Source organism: Bhargavaea ginsengi, from assembly GCF_900109165.1.
GTDB classification, from domain to species: domain Bacteria; phylum Bacillota; class Bacilli; order Bacillales_A; family Planococcaceae; genus Bhargavaea; species Bhargavaea ginsengi.
This window is the reverse complement of the sequence record NZ_FNZF01000001.1, coordinates 964,594-978,672: the sequence shown is the minus strand read 5'-3', so window position 1 is coordinate 978,672 and position 14,079 is coordinate 964,594. Positions and strand designations below refer to the sequence as shown.

General features: G+C 56.7%; 11 protein-coding genes. 10 read left to right on the top strand and 1 reads right to left on the bottom strand.

Translation table 11 applies throughout. From position 1 onward, the window contains the following. Positions 1-216: 216 nt before the first annotated feature. The 8 genes from BMX91_RS04625 to BMX91_RS04590 all read left to right on the top strand — a co-directional run bounded on the left by BMX91_RS04625 (position 217) and on the right by BMX91_RS04590 (position 10,093). Positions 217-1,383, top strand: coding sequence for an acyl-CoA dehydrogenase family protein (locus BMX91_RS04625; protein WP_092050415.1), 1,167 nt, complete (start codon positions 217-219; stop codon positions 1,381-1,383). Beyond that, positions 1,380-2,363 (top strand): CaiB/BaiF CoA transferase family protein, encoded by a 984-nt coding sequence (locus BMX91_RS04620; RefSeq protein WP_092050413.1) that lies wholly within the window; start codon positions 1,380-1,382, stop codon positions 2,361-2,363. Before BMX91_RS04625 ends, BMX91_RS04620 begins: the two co-directional genes overlap by 4 nt. A 178-nt stretch (positions 2,364-2,541) precedes the next feature. Beyond that, the gene (locus BMX91_RS04615) at positions 2,542-4,155 is read left to right on the top strand and encodes a long-chain fatty acid--CoA ligase (protein WP_092050411.1); all 1,614 of its coding nucleotides are present in this window, start codon (positions 2,542-2,544) and stop codon (positions 4,153-4,155) included. A gap of 181 nt (positions 4,156-4,336) precedes the next feature. Next, positions 4,337-5,758, top strand: a complete 1,422-nt coding sequence (locus tag BMX91_RS04610; protein WP_092050409.1) for a YfcC family protein — start codon at positions 4,337-4,339, stop codon at positions 5,756-5,758. Positions 5,759-5,812: 54 nt separating this feature from the next. Continuing rightward, a complete protein-coding gene (locus tag BMX91_RS04605) occupies positions 5,813-7,024 on the top strand; it encodes a M20 metallopeptidase family protein (RefSeq protein ID WP_092050407.1) in 1,212 nt (403 codons plus the stop codon). Positions 7,025-7,182: 158 nt separating this feature from the next. Then, positions 7,183-8,487 (top strand): DUF4139 domain-containing protein, encoded by a 1,305-nt coding sequence (locus BMX91_RS04600; RefSeq protein WP_092050404.1) that lies wholly within the window; start codon positions 7,183-7,185, stop codon positions 8,485-8,487. A gap of 157 nt (positions 8,488-8,644) precedes the next feature. After that, a complete protein-coding gene (locus BMX91_RS04595) occupies positions 8,645-9,256 on the top strand; it encodes a DedA family protein (RefSeq protein WP_092050402.1) in 612 nt (203 codons plus the stop codon). A 6-nt stretch (positions 9,257-9,262) separates the two neighbouring features. Next, positions 9,263-10,093, top strand: a complete 831-nt coding sequence (locus tag BMX91_RS04590; protein ID WP_092050399.1) for an undecaprenyl-diphosphate phosphatase — start codon at positions 9,263-9,265, stop codon at positions 10,091-10,093. 129 nt (positions 10,094-10,222) lie between these two features. Here BMX91_RS04590 and BMX91_RS04585 read toward each other — a convergent pair whose 3' ends face one another. Beyond that, positions 10,223-11,212 carry a nuclease-related domain-containing protein gene (locus tag BMX91_RS04585; RefSeq protein WP_177168269.1) on the bottom strand — a complete coding sequence of 330 codons (990 nt, stop codon included), beginning with the start codon at positions 11,210-11,212 and terminating at the stop codon, positions 10,223-10,225. A gap of 369 nt (positions 11,213-11,581) precedes the next feature. Here BMX91_RS04585 and BMX91_RS04580 point away from each other — a divergent pair, with 369 nt between their 5' ends. Together BMX91_RS04580 and BMX91_RS04575 are read left to right on the top strand one after the other, a co-directional pair. Next, positions 11,582-12,772 (top strand): M14 family zinc carboxypeptidase, encoded by a 1,191-nt coding sequence (locus BMX91_RS04580; protein WP_092050395.1) that lies wholly within the window; start codon positions 11,582-11,584, stop codon positions 12,770-12,772. Positions 12,773-12,889: 117 nt separating this feature from the next. Continuing rightward, positions 12,890-13,933, top strand: a complete 1,044-nt coding sequence (locus tag BMX91_RS04575) for a M14 family zinc carboxypeptidase (protein WP_092050393.1) — start codon at positions 12,890-12,892, stop codon at positions 13,931-13,933. The last annotated feature ends 146 nt before the right edge of the window (positions 13,934-14,079 follow it).

Genomic DNA, 14,079 nt, shown 5'->3' with positions numbered 1-14,079 from the left:
ATTGGGTGTTGCAGTCGCGGATTTGCGGGTTGTCGGCGTGAATTTGCAAGTTGCCGGCGCGAAATCCCGAGTTGTGGGCGCGAATCCGGTTGCCGGCGCAGAATCGCTGGATGCCGGCGCAGAATCCCGAGTTGCCGCCGCGAAACCGACAGTTGCCGCCGCGAATCCAATCCACCCGCCCCAACCAACCCACATACAAAGAAGGGAGTGGTCGCCATGCCGCGATACCGATGGGAAACCGAAGAGCATGATCTGTTCCGGGAGTCACTCCGGAAATTTCTCGAAAAAGAAGCCGTGCCGCATTATGAACAATGGGAACAGGACCGGCTGATTCCGAAATCGTTCTGGAAAAAGCTCGGGGAGATGGGGTTCCTCTGCCCGCAGGTTGAAGAACAATACGGCGGGCTTGGGCTGGATTTCAGCTTCGGCGTTGTGATCGAAGAAGAGATGGAGCGTGTCGGCGCCGGGCTCACCGGTGTCGGCCTTCATAACGACATCGTCGTGCCGTATATCGAATCGTACGGGACCGATGAGCAGAAAAAACGTTTCCTGCCGGGCTGTGTGACAGGGGATGTCATCACCGCCATTGCGATGACCGAGCCCGGAACCGGATCGGACCTTGCCAACATCAAGACGACCGCGATCAAGGACGGCGATCATTATGTCGTGAACGGCCAGAAGACGTTCATCACAAACGGAATCAATACGAACCTGGCACTGGTTGCGGTAAAGACCGATCCTAAGGCGGAGCCGAAACACCGCGGGATGAGTCTGCTTTTGATTGAAGAGGGGACTCCAGGATTTACGAAGGGCCGGAAGCTCGACAAGGTCGGCATGGATTCACAGGATACGGCGGAACTTTACTTCGAGGACTGCCGCGTGCCTGCCTCGAATCTGATCGGCGAAGAGAGCAAGGGCTTCCACTATATGATGGAAAAGCTGCAGCAGGAGCGGCTCACAGTGGCAATCGGTGCCCAGACCGCGATGGAGGATATGCTCGAGATCACCATCGACTATGTAAAGTCCCGCGAGGCGTTTGGCCGCCCGGTCGCCGCGTTCCAGAACACCCAGTTCAAGCTGGCGGAACTCGCGACGGAAGCCGAACTTGGCAAGGCATTCCTCGAGTCACTGATTGCCGACCACCTGGACGGCAAAGACATCGTGACGAAGGTGTCGATGGCGAAGTACTGGATCACCGAGACCGCGCGGAAGGCGGCTGCCGAATGCATGCAGCTCCATGGCGGCTACGGCTATATGGAAGAATACAAGATCGCCCGCTGGTACCGCGATATTCCGGTCATGTCGATCTACGCCGGCACAAACGAGATCATGAAAACGATCATCGCGAAAAACATGGGACTGTCGGGAGGAAGGAAGGCATGACCAGCATGAAAGAAACCCGTAAGCGAAATGCCGTCCGCCCTCCAGGCGGCGGATTCCTCGAAGGCATAAAAGTGCTCGACGTGACATATTATCTCCCGGGACCGTATTCGAGTTACCGGCTCGCTGAAATGGGCGCCGACGTTACAAAAGTCGAGCCGCCCGGCGGGGAACCCGCCCGCCGCCTTGCCGGAGGGCTGATCCATGAAAAGAAAAACGCCGGCAAGACGATCGTCGAGCTCGACCTGAAGTCAAAGGAAGGCCACGAGAAGATGAAGGAATTCATTCGCGGCACCGACGTCCTGATCGAATCGTTCCGCCCCGGTACGCTGGAGCGGCTCGGCTTCGGAGAGGACGAGCTGTTTGAGCTCAACCCCGGACTCATCTACTGCTCGATGACCGGCTACGGCCTGGATGGTGAGTTCGCCAGGGCCGGCAGCCATGACCTCAATTATCTGGCGCTGTCCGGTGTGCTTTCGCAACTTACCGATGAAAACGGCCGGCCGGTCCAGCCGAAAAACACGCTGGCCGACTTTGCCGGCGGGCACTTTGTCGCGGAAGCCGTCCTCGCCGCGCTTGTCCGGAAGATGAAAACCGGGGAAGGCGCGCGTCTGGACGTCTCCATCACCGACGGGCTCACGCATTGGCAGAGTGTCCACAAGGCATTCGAAGAAGCCGGCCTGTCTGACCGCGGGGTGCCCGACCTTGACGGCTCCCGCGCCCGTTACGCCATTTATCCGACTGCCGACGGCCGATACGTCGCGCTCGGTGCGCTCGAGGACAAGTTCTGGCACGCCTTCTGCGACTTTGCGGGCCATCCGGAGTGGAAAAACCGCGACGATGTTCATGAAGACGTCGCCCGCTACTTCGGGGCGGAACCGCTAAGCCACTGGCTCGACGTCTCGCTCCGGACCGACTTCTGCCTGACCCCGGTTCTCCGTCCGGGCGAACTTGACGAACACCCGCACTGGATGAAGAGCTGAGCAGGACGTAATCTTCAAACTCGGGGGGCCTAATCTTCAAACTCAAGCGTGTAATCTTCAAACTCAAGCACCTAATCTTCAAACTCACATCCGATAACCGCCAGCCATGCCATGCAGCAACCCACTCAACCAGACCTTCACCATCGCCAATCCACCATACAAAAGGAGCTGGATTCAAATGATGAAGACGCCGCTGCTATTGAAGACGTTCGTGGACCGCGCGGAGCGCTATTTCCCGGACAAGGAGATCATCTCGAAAACCGCCACACAAACGCATCGCATTCCGTACCGCGAATTCGCGAAGCGTACCCGGAAGCTCGCTTCTCTCCTGACCGAACTCGGCATGGAGCGGGGGACAAAGGTTGGCTCGTTCGCCTGGAACACACACCGCCATCTCGAGGCGTATTTCGGTGTCCCGTGCGCCGGAGCAATCCTGCACATGATCAACATCCGCCTGTCACCGGAGCACATCGTCTATGTCATCAACCACGCAGAGGATGAAATCCTGCTTGTCGACGACGACCTGTTCCCGCTGATCGAGAAACTTGCGCCGCAGCTGAAGACGGTCAAGCACATCATCGTCATGTCGGACTCGGACAAGCTGCCGGAAACGGCCCTCAGCAACGTCCACTCCTACGAAGCACTAATGTCGAAAGCATCGGACGACTATGTATTTCCGGATGACCTCAACGAAAACACGCCGGCCGGCATGTGCTACACAAGTGCCACGACCGGCAATCCGAAAGGCGTTGTCTACTCCCACCGAGGGCTCGTCCTCCACAGTTACGCGCTCGGGCTTGCCGACGGCATGGGCCTGTCGGAGCGGGATATCACGCTGTCGGTCGTCCCGATGTTCCATGCGAACGCGTGGGGCCTCCCGTTTGCCGGTGTCTTTTTCGGCATCACGCAGGTGCTGCCGGGACCGGGCGGATTCAATCCGGACGTCCTGCTTGATCTGATCGAACAGGAAAAAGTCACACTCACAGCGGGTGTGCCGACCATCTGGCTTGGCGTGCTGAAGACACTCGAGCAGAAGCCGCGTGACATCAGCTCGCTGCGCGCCATCGTCTGCGGAGGATCCGCCTCGCCGAAGGGCCTGATCAAGGCGTTCGAGGAAAAGTACGGTGTTCCGTTCATCGTCGGCTACGGCATGACCGAAACGTCGCCGCTTGTCAGCTTGTCGAACTACACCTCTTCGGTGGAAGAAAAGACCGCCGAAGAAAAGCTCGACCTCCGCGCCTCGCAGGGCATGACGATCCCGGGCATCGATACGCGCGTCATCAACGAGCAGGGCGAAGTGCCGTGGGACGGCAAGACGATGGGCGAGCTGACCGTCCGCGGCCCGTGGATCGCGGACGAGTACTATAAGGATGAGCGCACGAAAGACGCGTTCCGTGATGGCTGGCTCTATACCGGCGACATCGCCGTCATGACACCTGACGGCTATATCAAGATCACCGACCGGACCAAGGACCTGATCAAGTCCGGAGGCGAATGGATTTCCTCGGTTGACCTCGAGAACGCCCTTATGACGCATCAGGACGTCTTCGAGGCAGCGGTCATCGCCGTCCCGCATGAGAAGTGGCTCGAGCGTCCGCTCGCCTGCGTCGTCCTGAAAGACGGCATTGAGCGGAATGAGGAAAAAAAGCAGGAACTCCTCGGCTATCTGGAAGGCCAGTTCGCCAAATGGTGGGTTCCGGACAACGTCGTCTTCCTCGATGAAATTCCAAAAACCTCCGTCGGCAAATTCCTCAAGGCGAAGCTGCGGGAGCAGATGGGGCAGACGGTATAACCTTTCATAAAGATCCGATAAAAACCGGGCAATGCCCGGTTTTTCCATTTCTTGAAAATCTAATAAAAGGAGGGGGCGAGATTTATTTTCTGTAGATTTCGTATTGACCGCCTACTTCTATTAACTTATATTTATACATACTTAAATTTCGACGGTCTTCGACCTATAGGAGTGACTGTGCATGGCCAATATTTCAGACACCACCAACCGCCGCAAAAAGCGGTTCAAGTTCGAAGTTCCCCATCCATTCGCCATATTGTTCGCAGTTATCCTGCTGACGGCAATCAGTACATATCTGATTCCGGCCGGTGAATATGAACGGACGACAAACGAAGAAGGACAGACCCTGGTAGTGGAAGGCTCCTATCACCAGATTGAGTCCAACCCGGCCGGATTCATGGATATCTTCAAGGCGATCCATGCGGGCCTCACAACCAGTGCCGGCATCGTCTTCTTTATTTTCATCGTCGGCGGGGCGTTTAACGTCTTCAAGGAGACCAAAGCGATCGAAGGCGCATTCGGCTCCGTCTCAGGCAGGCTGGAGGGCCGGGAGATGCTGATGATCCCGGTATTCATGATGTTCTTCGCCATCGGGGGCGCGACAATCGGCATGTTTGAAGAAGCACTGCCGTTTATTCTGATCCTGGTGCCGCTTGCGATGATGATGGGCTTTGACTCGATGACCGGCGCCGCAGTGGTCATGGTCGGAGTCGCCACCGGATTCACCGCTGCGTTCATGAATCCGTTCACGGTCGGCGTTGCACAGGGGATCGCCGAACTTCCGACCTTCTCAGGAATGGTGCCGCGGATCTTCTTCTGGTTTGCCTACGTAACGGTATCGATTCTCTTCGTCATGCGCTACGCGGCCAAGGTCAAGAAAAATCCCGAGCTGAGCGTGACCTATGAAGAAGACAAAAAACGCAATGTGGACAAGGCGGCCGCGCTGGATATGAAGCTGTCCCGCAGGCAGGGTGTAACGCTTCTGATTCTGCTGGCCACATTCATCGCCCTTGCTTACGGCGTCATCAAGTACGGATGGTATATCCAGGAAATCTCCGCGCTGTTCGTCATCATGGCGATTGTAATCGGAATCGTGAACCGCATGGGGATCAACGGGACGACGATGGCGTTCGTCCGGGGATGCGAGGAGCTGATCGTCGGCGCCCTTGTCGTCGGATTCGCTTATGGTGCGGTCACGTTGCTTGAAAACAGCAACACGATCGACACCATCCTCTATGGCATCTCGGGCCTTGTATCGGAGCTGCCGACCGTGATGGCCGCGGGTGCCATGTTTGTCGTTCAGGCGTTCATGAACCTCATCGTTGCTTCCGGAAGCGGCCAGGCCGCACTGACGATGCCGCTCATGACGCCGCTCGGCGACCTGATCGGCGTCAGCCGCCAGACGGTGGTCCTCGCTTTCCAGATGGGTGACGGCATCACGAACATCTTCTCGCCGACAAACGGGCTGCTGTTCGCGGCACTCGCCATGGCCGGCATTTCCCTTACGAAATGGTTTAAGTGGATGGCACCGCTGTTTGTCATCCAGTTCATCATGGCGATTATTATTGTCACGATCGCCCATCTGTTTATCTGGCCGGCTTGATCAAATCTTTGGGGCGGCAGTTGCCGTCCCTTTTAAAATGGAGGAGTAAAGAACATGAATCAACCATTATATGAACGGTTCAGTCAGTTGCAAGAGGAGCTCGTCGCGATCCGCCGCGACCTCCATATGCATCCGGAAGTCGGGCATACCGAAGAGCGTACGCCGGCGTTTGTCGCCGAGTATCTCCGGAACCTCGGCATCGAGGTCCGCACCGGTGTCGGCGGCCGCGGGGTTGTCGGGACACTGAAGGGCGGCAAGCCAGGCAAAACTGTCGCCCTGCGCGCGGACTTTGACGCGCTTCCGATCCAGGATGAAAAAGAGGTTCCGTATAAATCGACCGTGCCGGGCGTCATGCACGCCTGCGGCCACGACCTTCATACAGCCACGCTGCTGGGCGTAGCCAAAGTGCTTTCTGAAGTCCGTGATGAACTTTCAGGCACGGTCGTCTTCCTTCATCAGCACGCTGAGGAAACGACGCCGGGCGGAGCGGACTTCATGATCCAGGACGGCTGCCTGGACGGGGTGGATGTGATCTACGGCGCTCATGTTATGGCCGATGAGCCCCTGGGAAGCGTCGGGGTGATGGAAGGCTATGCCTCTTCTGCACAGGACGATTTTGAGATCGCGATTTTAGGCAAGGGCGGCCACGGAGCGGCGCCGCACACAACGATCGACCCGCTCGTGACCGGCAGCCAGCTCGTCGTCAACTTCCAGCAGATCCTCAGCCGCCGCGTGAACCCGATGCGCTCGGGCGTCATCACGGTCGGCTCGTTTCAAAGCGGGGACGCGACAAATGTCATCCCGGACAAGGCGGTTCTGAAAGGTACGGTCCGCACCTATGATCCGGAAGTGCGTGACCTGATCGAAGAAGCGATGGAACGCCTGACACGAACGACGTGTGAAGGGAACGGCGCGACCTACGAATTCCATTACGTCCGCGACTGCCCGTCCATCTACAATGATGCGGAGGAGACAAAGCGCGTTGCCAAGGTGGCGGCTTCCATCTTCGGCGCTGAAAATGTCCGTTACGTTGAACCGATGTCCGGCAGCGAAGACTTTGCCTACTACACCGAGCACGTGAAAGCTTCTTATTTCATCGTCGGCGGAGGCAATCCGGAGATCGGGGCAGACTTCCCGCACCACCATCCGAAATTCAATGTCGATGAACGATCGATCCAGTACATCGGCAAAACCTTCATCGGCGCGGTCCTCGACTTTCTTGGGGACACGGCGGCAGAGGAGAAAACGACAGAGATTCATGCATGAGGAATCGGGCTCCGGCCCGATTTTTTCATTTTTGGAAGGTGGTATCATGCCTGAAGCATCCGGCGAGTAAATTGAAGTAAAGCCAGCTCCAGGCGCTGCATTTACATAAGGGCGGATGGACAGACGGGTGATCCAGTCATAGAAAAGGGGGAGTTGCCATGCCGGCTGATATTTCGGGTAAAGACACGGTGTCACGTGCATTGACGGTCTATAACGACGGGTTTGCGCTGGTCAAGGAAACGAGGAAGCTGCCGGAGTTTCCTGAGGACGGGGTGCTGCGGTATCTGGATGTCGCACAGCGGATCGAAACGGAGTCGATCCTCGTGGAAGGGCTCGAGATCCGTGAGATGAACTACGAATACGATCTCGTGGACAAGAATAAATTGCTGGAGAAGTATATCGGGCGCGAGATTACGATCGTCGACCCGGAGTCCGGCAAGCGGATGCGCTACCGCCTGCTCAGTGTCGCGAACGGCATGGTCGTCGAAGACCTGGAGACGGGCGAGGTTGTCCTTGATCCGGAAGGGCAAGTCCGTCTGCCGGAACTCCCGGGGGGCCTGATTTTGACGCCGGCACTTGTCTGGCATGCGGCACCGTCCGGATCGGACGAAGTGCGCGTGAGCTACCTGACACAGGGGATGACATGGGAGATGGACTATGTCATCTCGCTGCCGGCCGAGTCATCCGGCGAGGAGACATTCAGCCTGACCGGCTGGATGACACTCCGGAACGAGTCGGGGATGACGTATGAGGATGCAGTCCTCCGAGTACTAGCGGGGGAGGTCCACCGTGCGGAAGACGCGGATCCGTATGTCCTCTACAGCGCCATCCCGGAGCGCGGCATGCCGGAGCAGGAATCCTTCGCCGACTATCACCTATATACGATTCCGGGCACCGTCACCATCAAGGATCGCCAGCAAAAACAGATTTTCCTGATCGGCGCGGAGGGTGCGAAGGGCCGCACCATTTATGAAGCAGGTCCGTATGACCGCAACCCGGCGATCTATTTTGAGTTCGACAACACCGAAGCGGCCGGCCTCGGTTTCCCGCTGCCGCAGGGCACCGTGAAGTTTTACAGGAACAATTCGTCTGACGGTACGGCAGAATTTATCGGAGAAGACCGGATGGATCACACCGCCACGGGAGAGCGGGTCCGTCTCCGTCTCGGCAACGCATTCGACATCACCGTGGATTCAGGCCTCACATCGTCCGGGAAAGAGGGGCGCTACGATCTCGAGTCCTATATGTATGCGATCCGCAACGCAAAGGACGTGCCCGTGACGGTCATCATCCGCCATCCGGTCCACGAGCGACACTGGGACATTGCCGAGTCCGACCACCCGGCGGAGCGGGAGTTCGGTGATGTCCTGATTCCCGTCACGGTTCCGGCGAACGCCGAGGAGACCGTCCGTTTCACGCTCCGGATCGACCGGTCGGTCACCATCGCCGGGGAAGAGGAATAACCGGGAACCTTACCGGGCCGGCTGCGTCTCTATATGAATCTCGGGAGAACATCCCGCGCGTCCTGCAGGCCGTACAGCAGGTGCGTCGCACGGCACGTCTTCCCAAAATGTACATTCTTTAGTAAACTGGCTAAAGGAAAAAATTCGGAGGGAACTGATGGAAAACTGGATTACCGACATCATGGAACAGTTCGGATACTTTGGTGTATTCGTCCTGATCATGGTGGAAAACGTGTTCCCGCCCATTCCGTCCGAAGTGATTCTGACGTTCGGCGGATTCATGACAACTGCGAGCTCACTGACGAAAGTCGGGGTCATCGGCACGGCGACCGCAGGGTCTGTCGCGGGTGCCGTCATTCTATATGGCATCGGCCTGCTGCTTGATGTGGAGCGGCTCGAGAAGATCGTGGACCGCTGGGGCAGGGTGCTCCGGCTGACGAGGGAAGACATCCACAAAGCGGATGCCTGGTTCGATAAGTACGGACCGTGGACAGTGTTTTTCTGCCGCCTTGTGCCGCTGATCCGGAGTCTGATCTCGCTTCCGGCCGGGATGTCGAACATGAACTTCCTGCTGTTCCTTCTCCTCACAACGCTCGGCAGCCTGATCTGGAACACCGTTCTCGTATCGCTCGGAGCGGCTGTCGGAGATAACTGGGAAAGCATCGTCCGTTATATGGATATCTATTCCAATATTGCATATGCCGTCATAGCAGTGCTGGGGATTGCAGCAATCATCTGGTACATTAACTTCAGAAGAAAGCGGGCTTAATAAAGTATGGATTGGTTTGACCTGTTAAAAGCCATTATTCTGGGGTTCGTCGAAGGGATGACGGAGTTTGCTCCGGTCTCCTCGACGGGCCACCTGATCATCGTCGACGATATGTGGCTGAAGACCGAGGAATTCCTCGGCAAGTATCCGGCGAATACGTTCAAGATCGTCATCCAGCTCGGATCGATCCTCGCGGTTGTCATTGTGTTCTGGAAGCGGCTGTTCAGCCTGATCGGACTTTACCAGGTGGAGACGCGCGAAGGCGGCAGCACCCGGTTCAACCTGATGCACGTCATCATCGGCATGCTGCCGGCGGTCGTGCTCGGATTTGCGTTCAAGGACCTGATCGATGATTACCTGTTCGGCGTCGAAACTGTCATCTGGGCACTGGTCGCCGGGGCGATCCTTATGATCGCGGCCGACAAGTTCGGCCCGAAGACGCCGAGCGTCACGTCGCTTGACCAGCTGACGTACAAGCAGGCCTTCTCGATCGGCCTCGTCCAGTGCCTCTCGCTCTGGCCGGGCTTCTCGCGCTCCGGCGCGACCATCTCGGGCGGCGTCCTGTTCGGCCTGAACCACAAGACTGCCGCCGACTTCACCTTCATCATGGCCGTCCCGATCATGGCCGGTGCGAGCCTCGTCTCCGTCGTCAAGAACATGGACATGATGTCGATGGACTACCTGTCGTTTTATGTGGTCGGCTTCGTGAGCGCGTTTCTGTTCTCGCTCCTGTCGATCAAGTTCTTCCTGAAACTCATCGACCGCATCAAACTCACCCCATTCGCCATCTACCGCATCGTCATCGCCGCGGTTCTGGCGTGGATCGTGTGGATGTAATGTAATAACCCCGCTGCGGCGGGGTTTTTTGTGTGGGCGTAACACTCAGACGGGCGTGTGTAACACTCACCGGCCGTTATGTAACACTCAGGTGGGCTTGTGTAACACTCAGCTCCCGTTCCGTAACACTCACGGTTTCAGCAGTTGGTTGAGCGCTTCAAAGTCAGTGTAATCAATCCGGTAAAGGGTATGTTTTCCACCTTTCCCCTCGACCTTGGTCAGCCGCATCCGGCCCAGCAGCCTCCATGCACTCTGTCTGTGAATGCCGAACAGCGCGGCGCATTGCTGGACAGTAATGGTTTCACTCCTCAAAAGGAACCAATCTAACAATGCAGGTCCATAAGCGGGCGTTCCCTGAAGTTTGCAGTTCTCACAGTTCCAACGCCGCTCCGTCGATTTAATTAGCTGAGACCCGCACCCGCAGCGCGGCCCCCACTGTATTTTCGTAGAATCAATCCCATAACGCCCACAGAGTGGGTAAGGGATAAAGCGGGAGCGGCTTTTTTCGATCGTATTGACGAGAAGCCGGACGTCCTTTGAGCTAAGAACAGGCTCGGCCTGAACAGCAGACCGGATAAAACCGCGAAGTTCCCGCAGGCTGATGATTGGGAGATTAGGTGGACCTTCGATCACCGGATTGGTCGTGAACACGACAGACCCGTCAACGGGGGCCCGGAACCCCCTCGTTGCCAGCCAAAGGGTAAAGCTATCCCGCTGATCTTCAAATTGAGCGGCCGGACAATCCATCACAAGTGTGACTTCGCCGTTTTCGACTTTTTGAAGGGCAGCCGGATTCTGGACAAACCGCAGCCTTCCCGCGATCTGCTTGGACTCAAAAATCAGCACACCATGCCTGAGTACCATTACAATATCCATCTGGATAAACACGGAAGGGGACAATGGCAGGCCGACGTCCCAGAAAATCGGGGTGTCTGGAGGCAACCCTGCAGACTGAAGCACCTCGATTACCCGCTCTTCGCCGGCCATTCCGGCACGACGGTTCCTCTGCTGTTGTTCCAGCTCGTCCCGCTTTGGTTCCCATTTCGGAAGCACCGCCAACAATCGCTCATGAGCATAAACATTCCAGTAAGCAGACCCTTTTAGAGTGATTTCCCCCACCATCCCCGCTCCTTTTCATCCACCATACCACTGAACATCCTGATCGGAAAGAGGCCTGGAAACCGCATTACACCGCGGATTTGGCCGTTTTTCAATCTTGCGCATGATCAGGTAGCCAAGTTTTAATTTTGCCTATGTAAAATGAGTGGTTGGACCTATATGGCGTGACAGAACAATCTACTTCGACCTACGAAAGACTTCGGCATTTCACTCCATTGAATCACACGGCACCCCCTCCGTTTGGCATCCCTTTTCCCAATGATTCGACAGCAGACTGGATCTATATAACTGAAAATTAGAACAGTTATTGAGGGATACGAAGAACCTTGCTATGCTTGCGTTGAACATACCGAAGGGGAGTGGAGATAGATGAAGAAGTGGGTTGGCGTGACGGCGGCAATCGCCATGGTCGCAGGAATCGCCTTGCCGGCAGCACCGGGGGAGGCGCTGGCGAAGGAAGAGTCGCATCATGAGTTTTCGATCAAGGGCTTCACTGATTATGCGGAGCTGACAAAAAAACTCCAGCAGATCGAGAAGACGAGCAAGGGACTGGTGTCCGTTGACGTGGCAGGCCAATCGAACCAGGGCCGCGACATCTACACGGTGCGTGTGGGCTCCGGTGAAAAGGTCGTTCTGATCCAGAGCGAGATCCACGGCAACGAAAAGACCGGGACCGATGCGATCCTGAATCTCCTGAAGACGGTATCGGGCAGTTCACCTTACGCGCAGCAGCTTCGCGAAGAGATCACGTTCGTCTTCATGCCGATGATGAACCCGGATGCATCCGTTGGGGACAAGCGCCGCAATACGATGACATGGTCGGAAGTGGTTGAGGACTTCCCGCAGCTTAGCGGTGTACAGCCTTCATGGAACTATCTGGACGACCGAATCCAACAGAATTATGATTACAGCCAAAACCCGGGCTTTGATGTGAACCGTGACTTCAACCCGGATCTTAATTACGTGCCGCAGCCGGAGGACTTCCCGGGAAGCTCGTCCGACCCGGGCTGGTTCATCACACCGGAGTCCCAGACGTCCCGTGACGTTTACAAATCGCTCGTCGAGGAGTTCGGCAAAGTCGACGTCTTCATCGATCTGCACCATCAGGGGATCTACTACGTGGAAGGCACATCCGACGAAGTGACGCTGTCGCTGTCGGCGCAGTTTGTCCCGGACCCGTCCAGTTCTGAAGGCGCGGAATACGCCGAGTACGCGGACAAGTACAACTATGACTTCTCGCGCCAGCTGAACGTTGCCGCCTACGACGCGCTGCAGGCCAAGGGCAACTCGGGCTTCAGCAACATCACGCTTTACTCGCAGGGGCTTGACCTGCCGGGAACGGCACTTGGTTCTTACGCCCTGAACGGCAGCGGCACCGTTCTGTTCGAAGTGACCGGCCAGACGCAGTCGTTCGGCCAGAAAAAGCGCGGCCAGCTTGTGAAGGCAGTTGAAACCGGTCTTCTCGGAATCGTAAATGCGGTCGCAGACGGCTCTGTACATGACCTTAATCCGGAAGACTATGAGGACATCCCGCTGACGTCTTACCGCCCGGCGGAATAAAGGCTCCTGCGGATGGGGCCTTGCCCGAAGGTATTACGGACAGGACCTGGTCCGTTGCGGGACGGAACGCCCGGGAGAAACAATTGCGGAACCGATTAAACAAAGGGGAGTGGGAATATGAAGAAAAAGTTGATCACACTGGCCGCAGCGGGGGCGCTCCTATTGAGCGCGGCGCCGCTGCAGGCGGATGCTGTGGGGAACGGACCGAACTACGGGGGAAATGAAACGATCAACACGTCGATCCTCCATACGTACAGCGAGCTTGCGTCTTACCTGCAGAAACAGGAGGCCAAGCAGCAGGATTTGGAGCTCGAGGTGATCGGCCAGTCGGTCAAGGGCCGCGACCTGTACCTCGTGAAGTATATGAAGAACCCGGAAAATCCGACGATCCTCTTCCTGACACAGCAGCACGGCAATGAGCAGCTGACGACGGAAGGCGCGCTTGAGTTCATCAAGCATCTCGGCACGGGCAAGATGAAGGGCGTGACGGACAACGTCAACATCCTGATTGTCCCGATGCTGAATCCGGACGGGGCGATGGGGGATGTCGACTTCTCGCTGGATGACTATGTCGCTTCAGGTGACCGCCATCTGACGCGCTATAACGCGCTCGGCGTCGACCTGAACCGTGACCACGTCACGAAGATCCAGCCGGAAACACAGGCGCTGCACAGCAATGTCATGCAGAAGTATGACATCGATTATATGATCGATCTGCATCATCAGGGTGCGGACCGTGTGATCAACGGGGATGAGCTCGTTTCAGGCTCCATCCTGTACCCGACAACGCCAAATGTCGATCAAGAAGTACTGGCCGGCTCCAAAAAGCTTGGAGCGGTCGTCTATGATGCCATTAATCCAAAAGGCTGGGGCACACTCGGCAAGTATCCGGGCGGATCGGCTGAGACGATTTCCCGCAACGGCATTGCGGTGGAATACGGCATTTCCACGCTCCTCTTTGAAATGCGTGGCATGTCCGACCACAACGATCCAAACCGTGTGCTCGGCCAGAAGAGCAACGGCTACCTGATCAAGCAGACGATCACTACACTGGAGTCCACTGTCAAGGCAATCGCAGACGGCTCCATCGACTCGAAAGATACATCATTCTGGGATACGCTCCCTGAACAGACGACGCTTCCTTCCGAAGAAGATGAATAACCCTTTAGCCCCGGCTGATTTGGCCGAGGCTTTTTATATCGTCCACCGATTATAAAGGTTCGCCCTATTTCACCAATTAGAACATATTGAAAACACCTTCAATTCTTCCTCAGTCCACGATATACTGTGCAAAGCGTAATTTTCTG

Coding starts and splice junctions, on each gene's coding strand:
- BMX91_RS04595 (WP_092050402.1), top strand. CDS start 8,645: ATGGAAAACTGGATTACCGACATCATGGAACAGTTCGGATACTTTGGT.
- BMX91_RS04590 (WP_092050399.1), top strand. CDS start 9,263: ATGGATTGGTTTGACCTGTTAAAAGCCATTATTCTGGGGTTCGTCGAA.
- BMX91_RS04605 (WP_092050407.1), top strand. CDS start 5,813: ATGAATCAACCATTATATGAACGGTTCAGTCAGTTGCAAGAGGAGCTC.
- BMX91_RS04575 (WP_092050393.1), top strand. CDS start 12,890: ATGAAGAAAAAGTTGATCACACTGGCCGCAGCGGGGGCGCTCCTATTG.
- BMX91_RS04580 (WP_092050395.1), top strand. CDS start 11,582: ATGAAGAAGTGGGTTGGCGTGACGGCGGCAATCGCCATGGTCGCAGGA.
- BMX91_RS04610 (WP_092050409.1), top strand. CDS start 4,337: ATGGCCAATATTTCAGACACCACCAACCGCCGCAAAAAGCGGTTCAAG.
- BMX91_RS04600 (WP_092050404.1), top strand. CDS start 7,183: ATGCCGGCTGATATTTCGGGTAAAGACACGGTGTCACGTGCATTGACG.
- BMX91_RS04620 (WP_092050413.1), top strand. CDS start 1,380: ATGACCAGCATGAAAGAAACCCGTAAGCGAAATGCCGTCCGCCCTCCA.
- BMX91_RS04625 (WP_092050415.1), top strand. CDS start 217: ATGCCGCGATACCGATGGGAAACCGAAGAGCATGATCTGTTCCGGGAG.
- BMX91_RS04615 (WP_092050411.1), top strand. CDS start 2,542: ATGATGAAGACGCCGCTGCTATTGAAGACGTTCGTGGACCGCGCGGAG.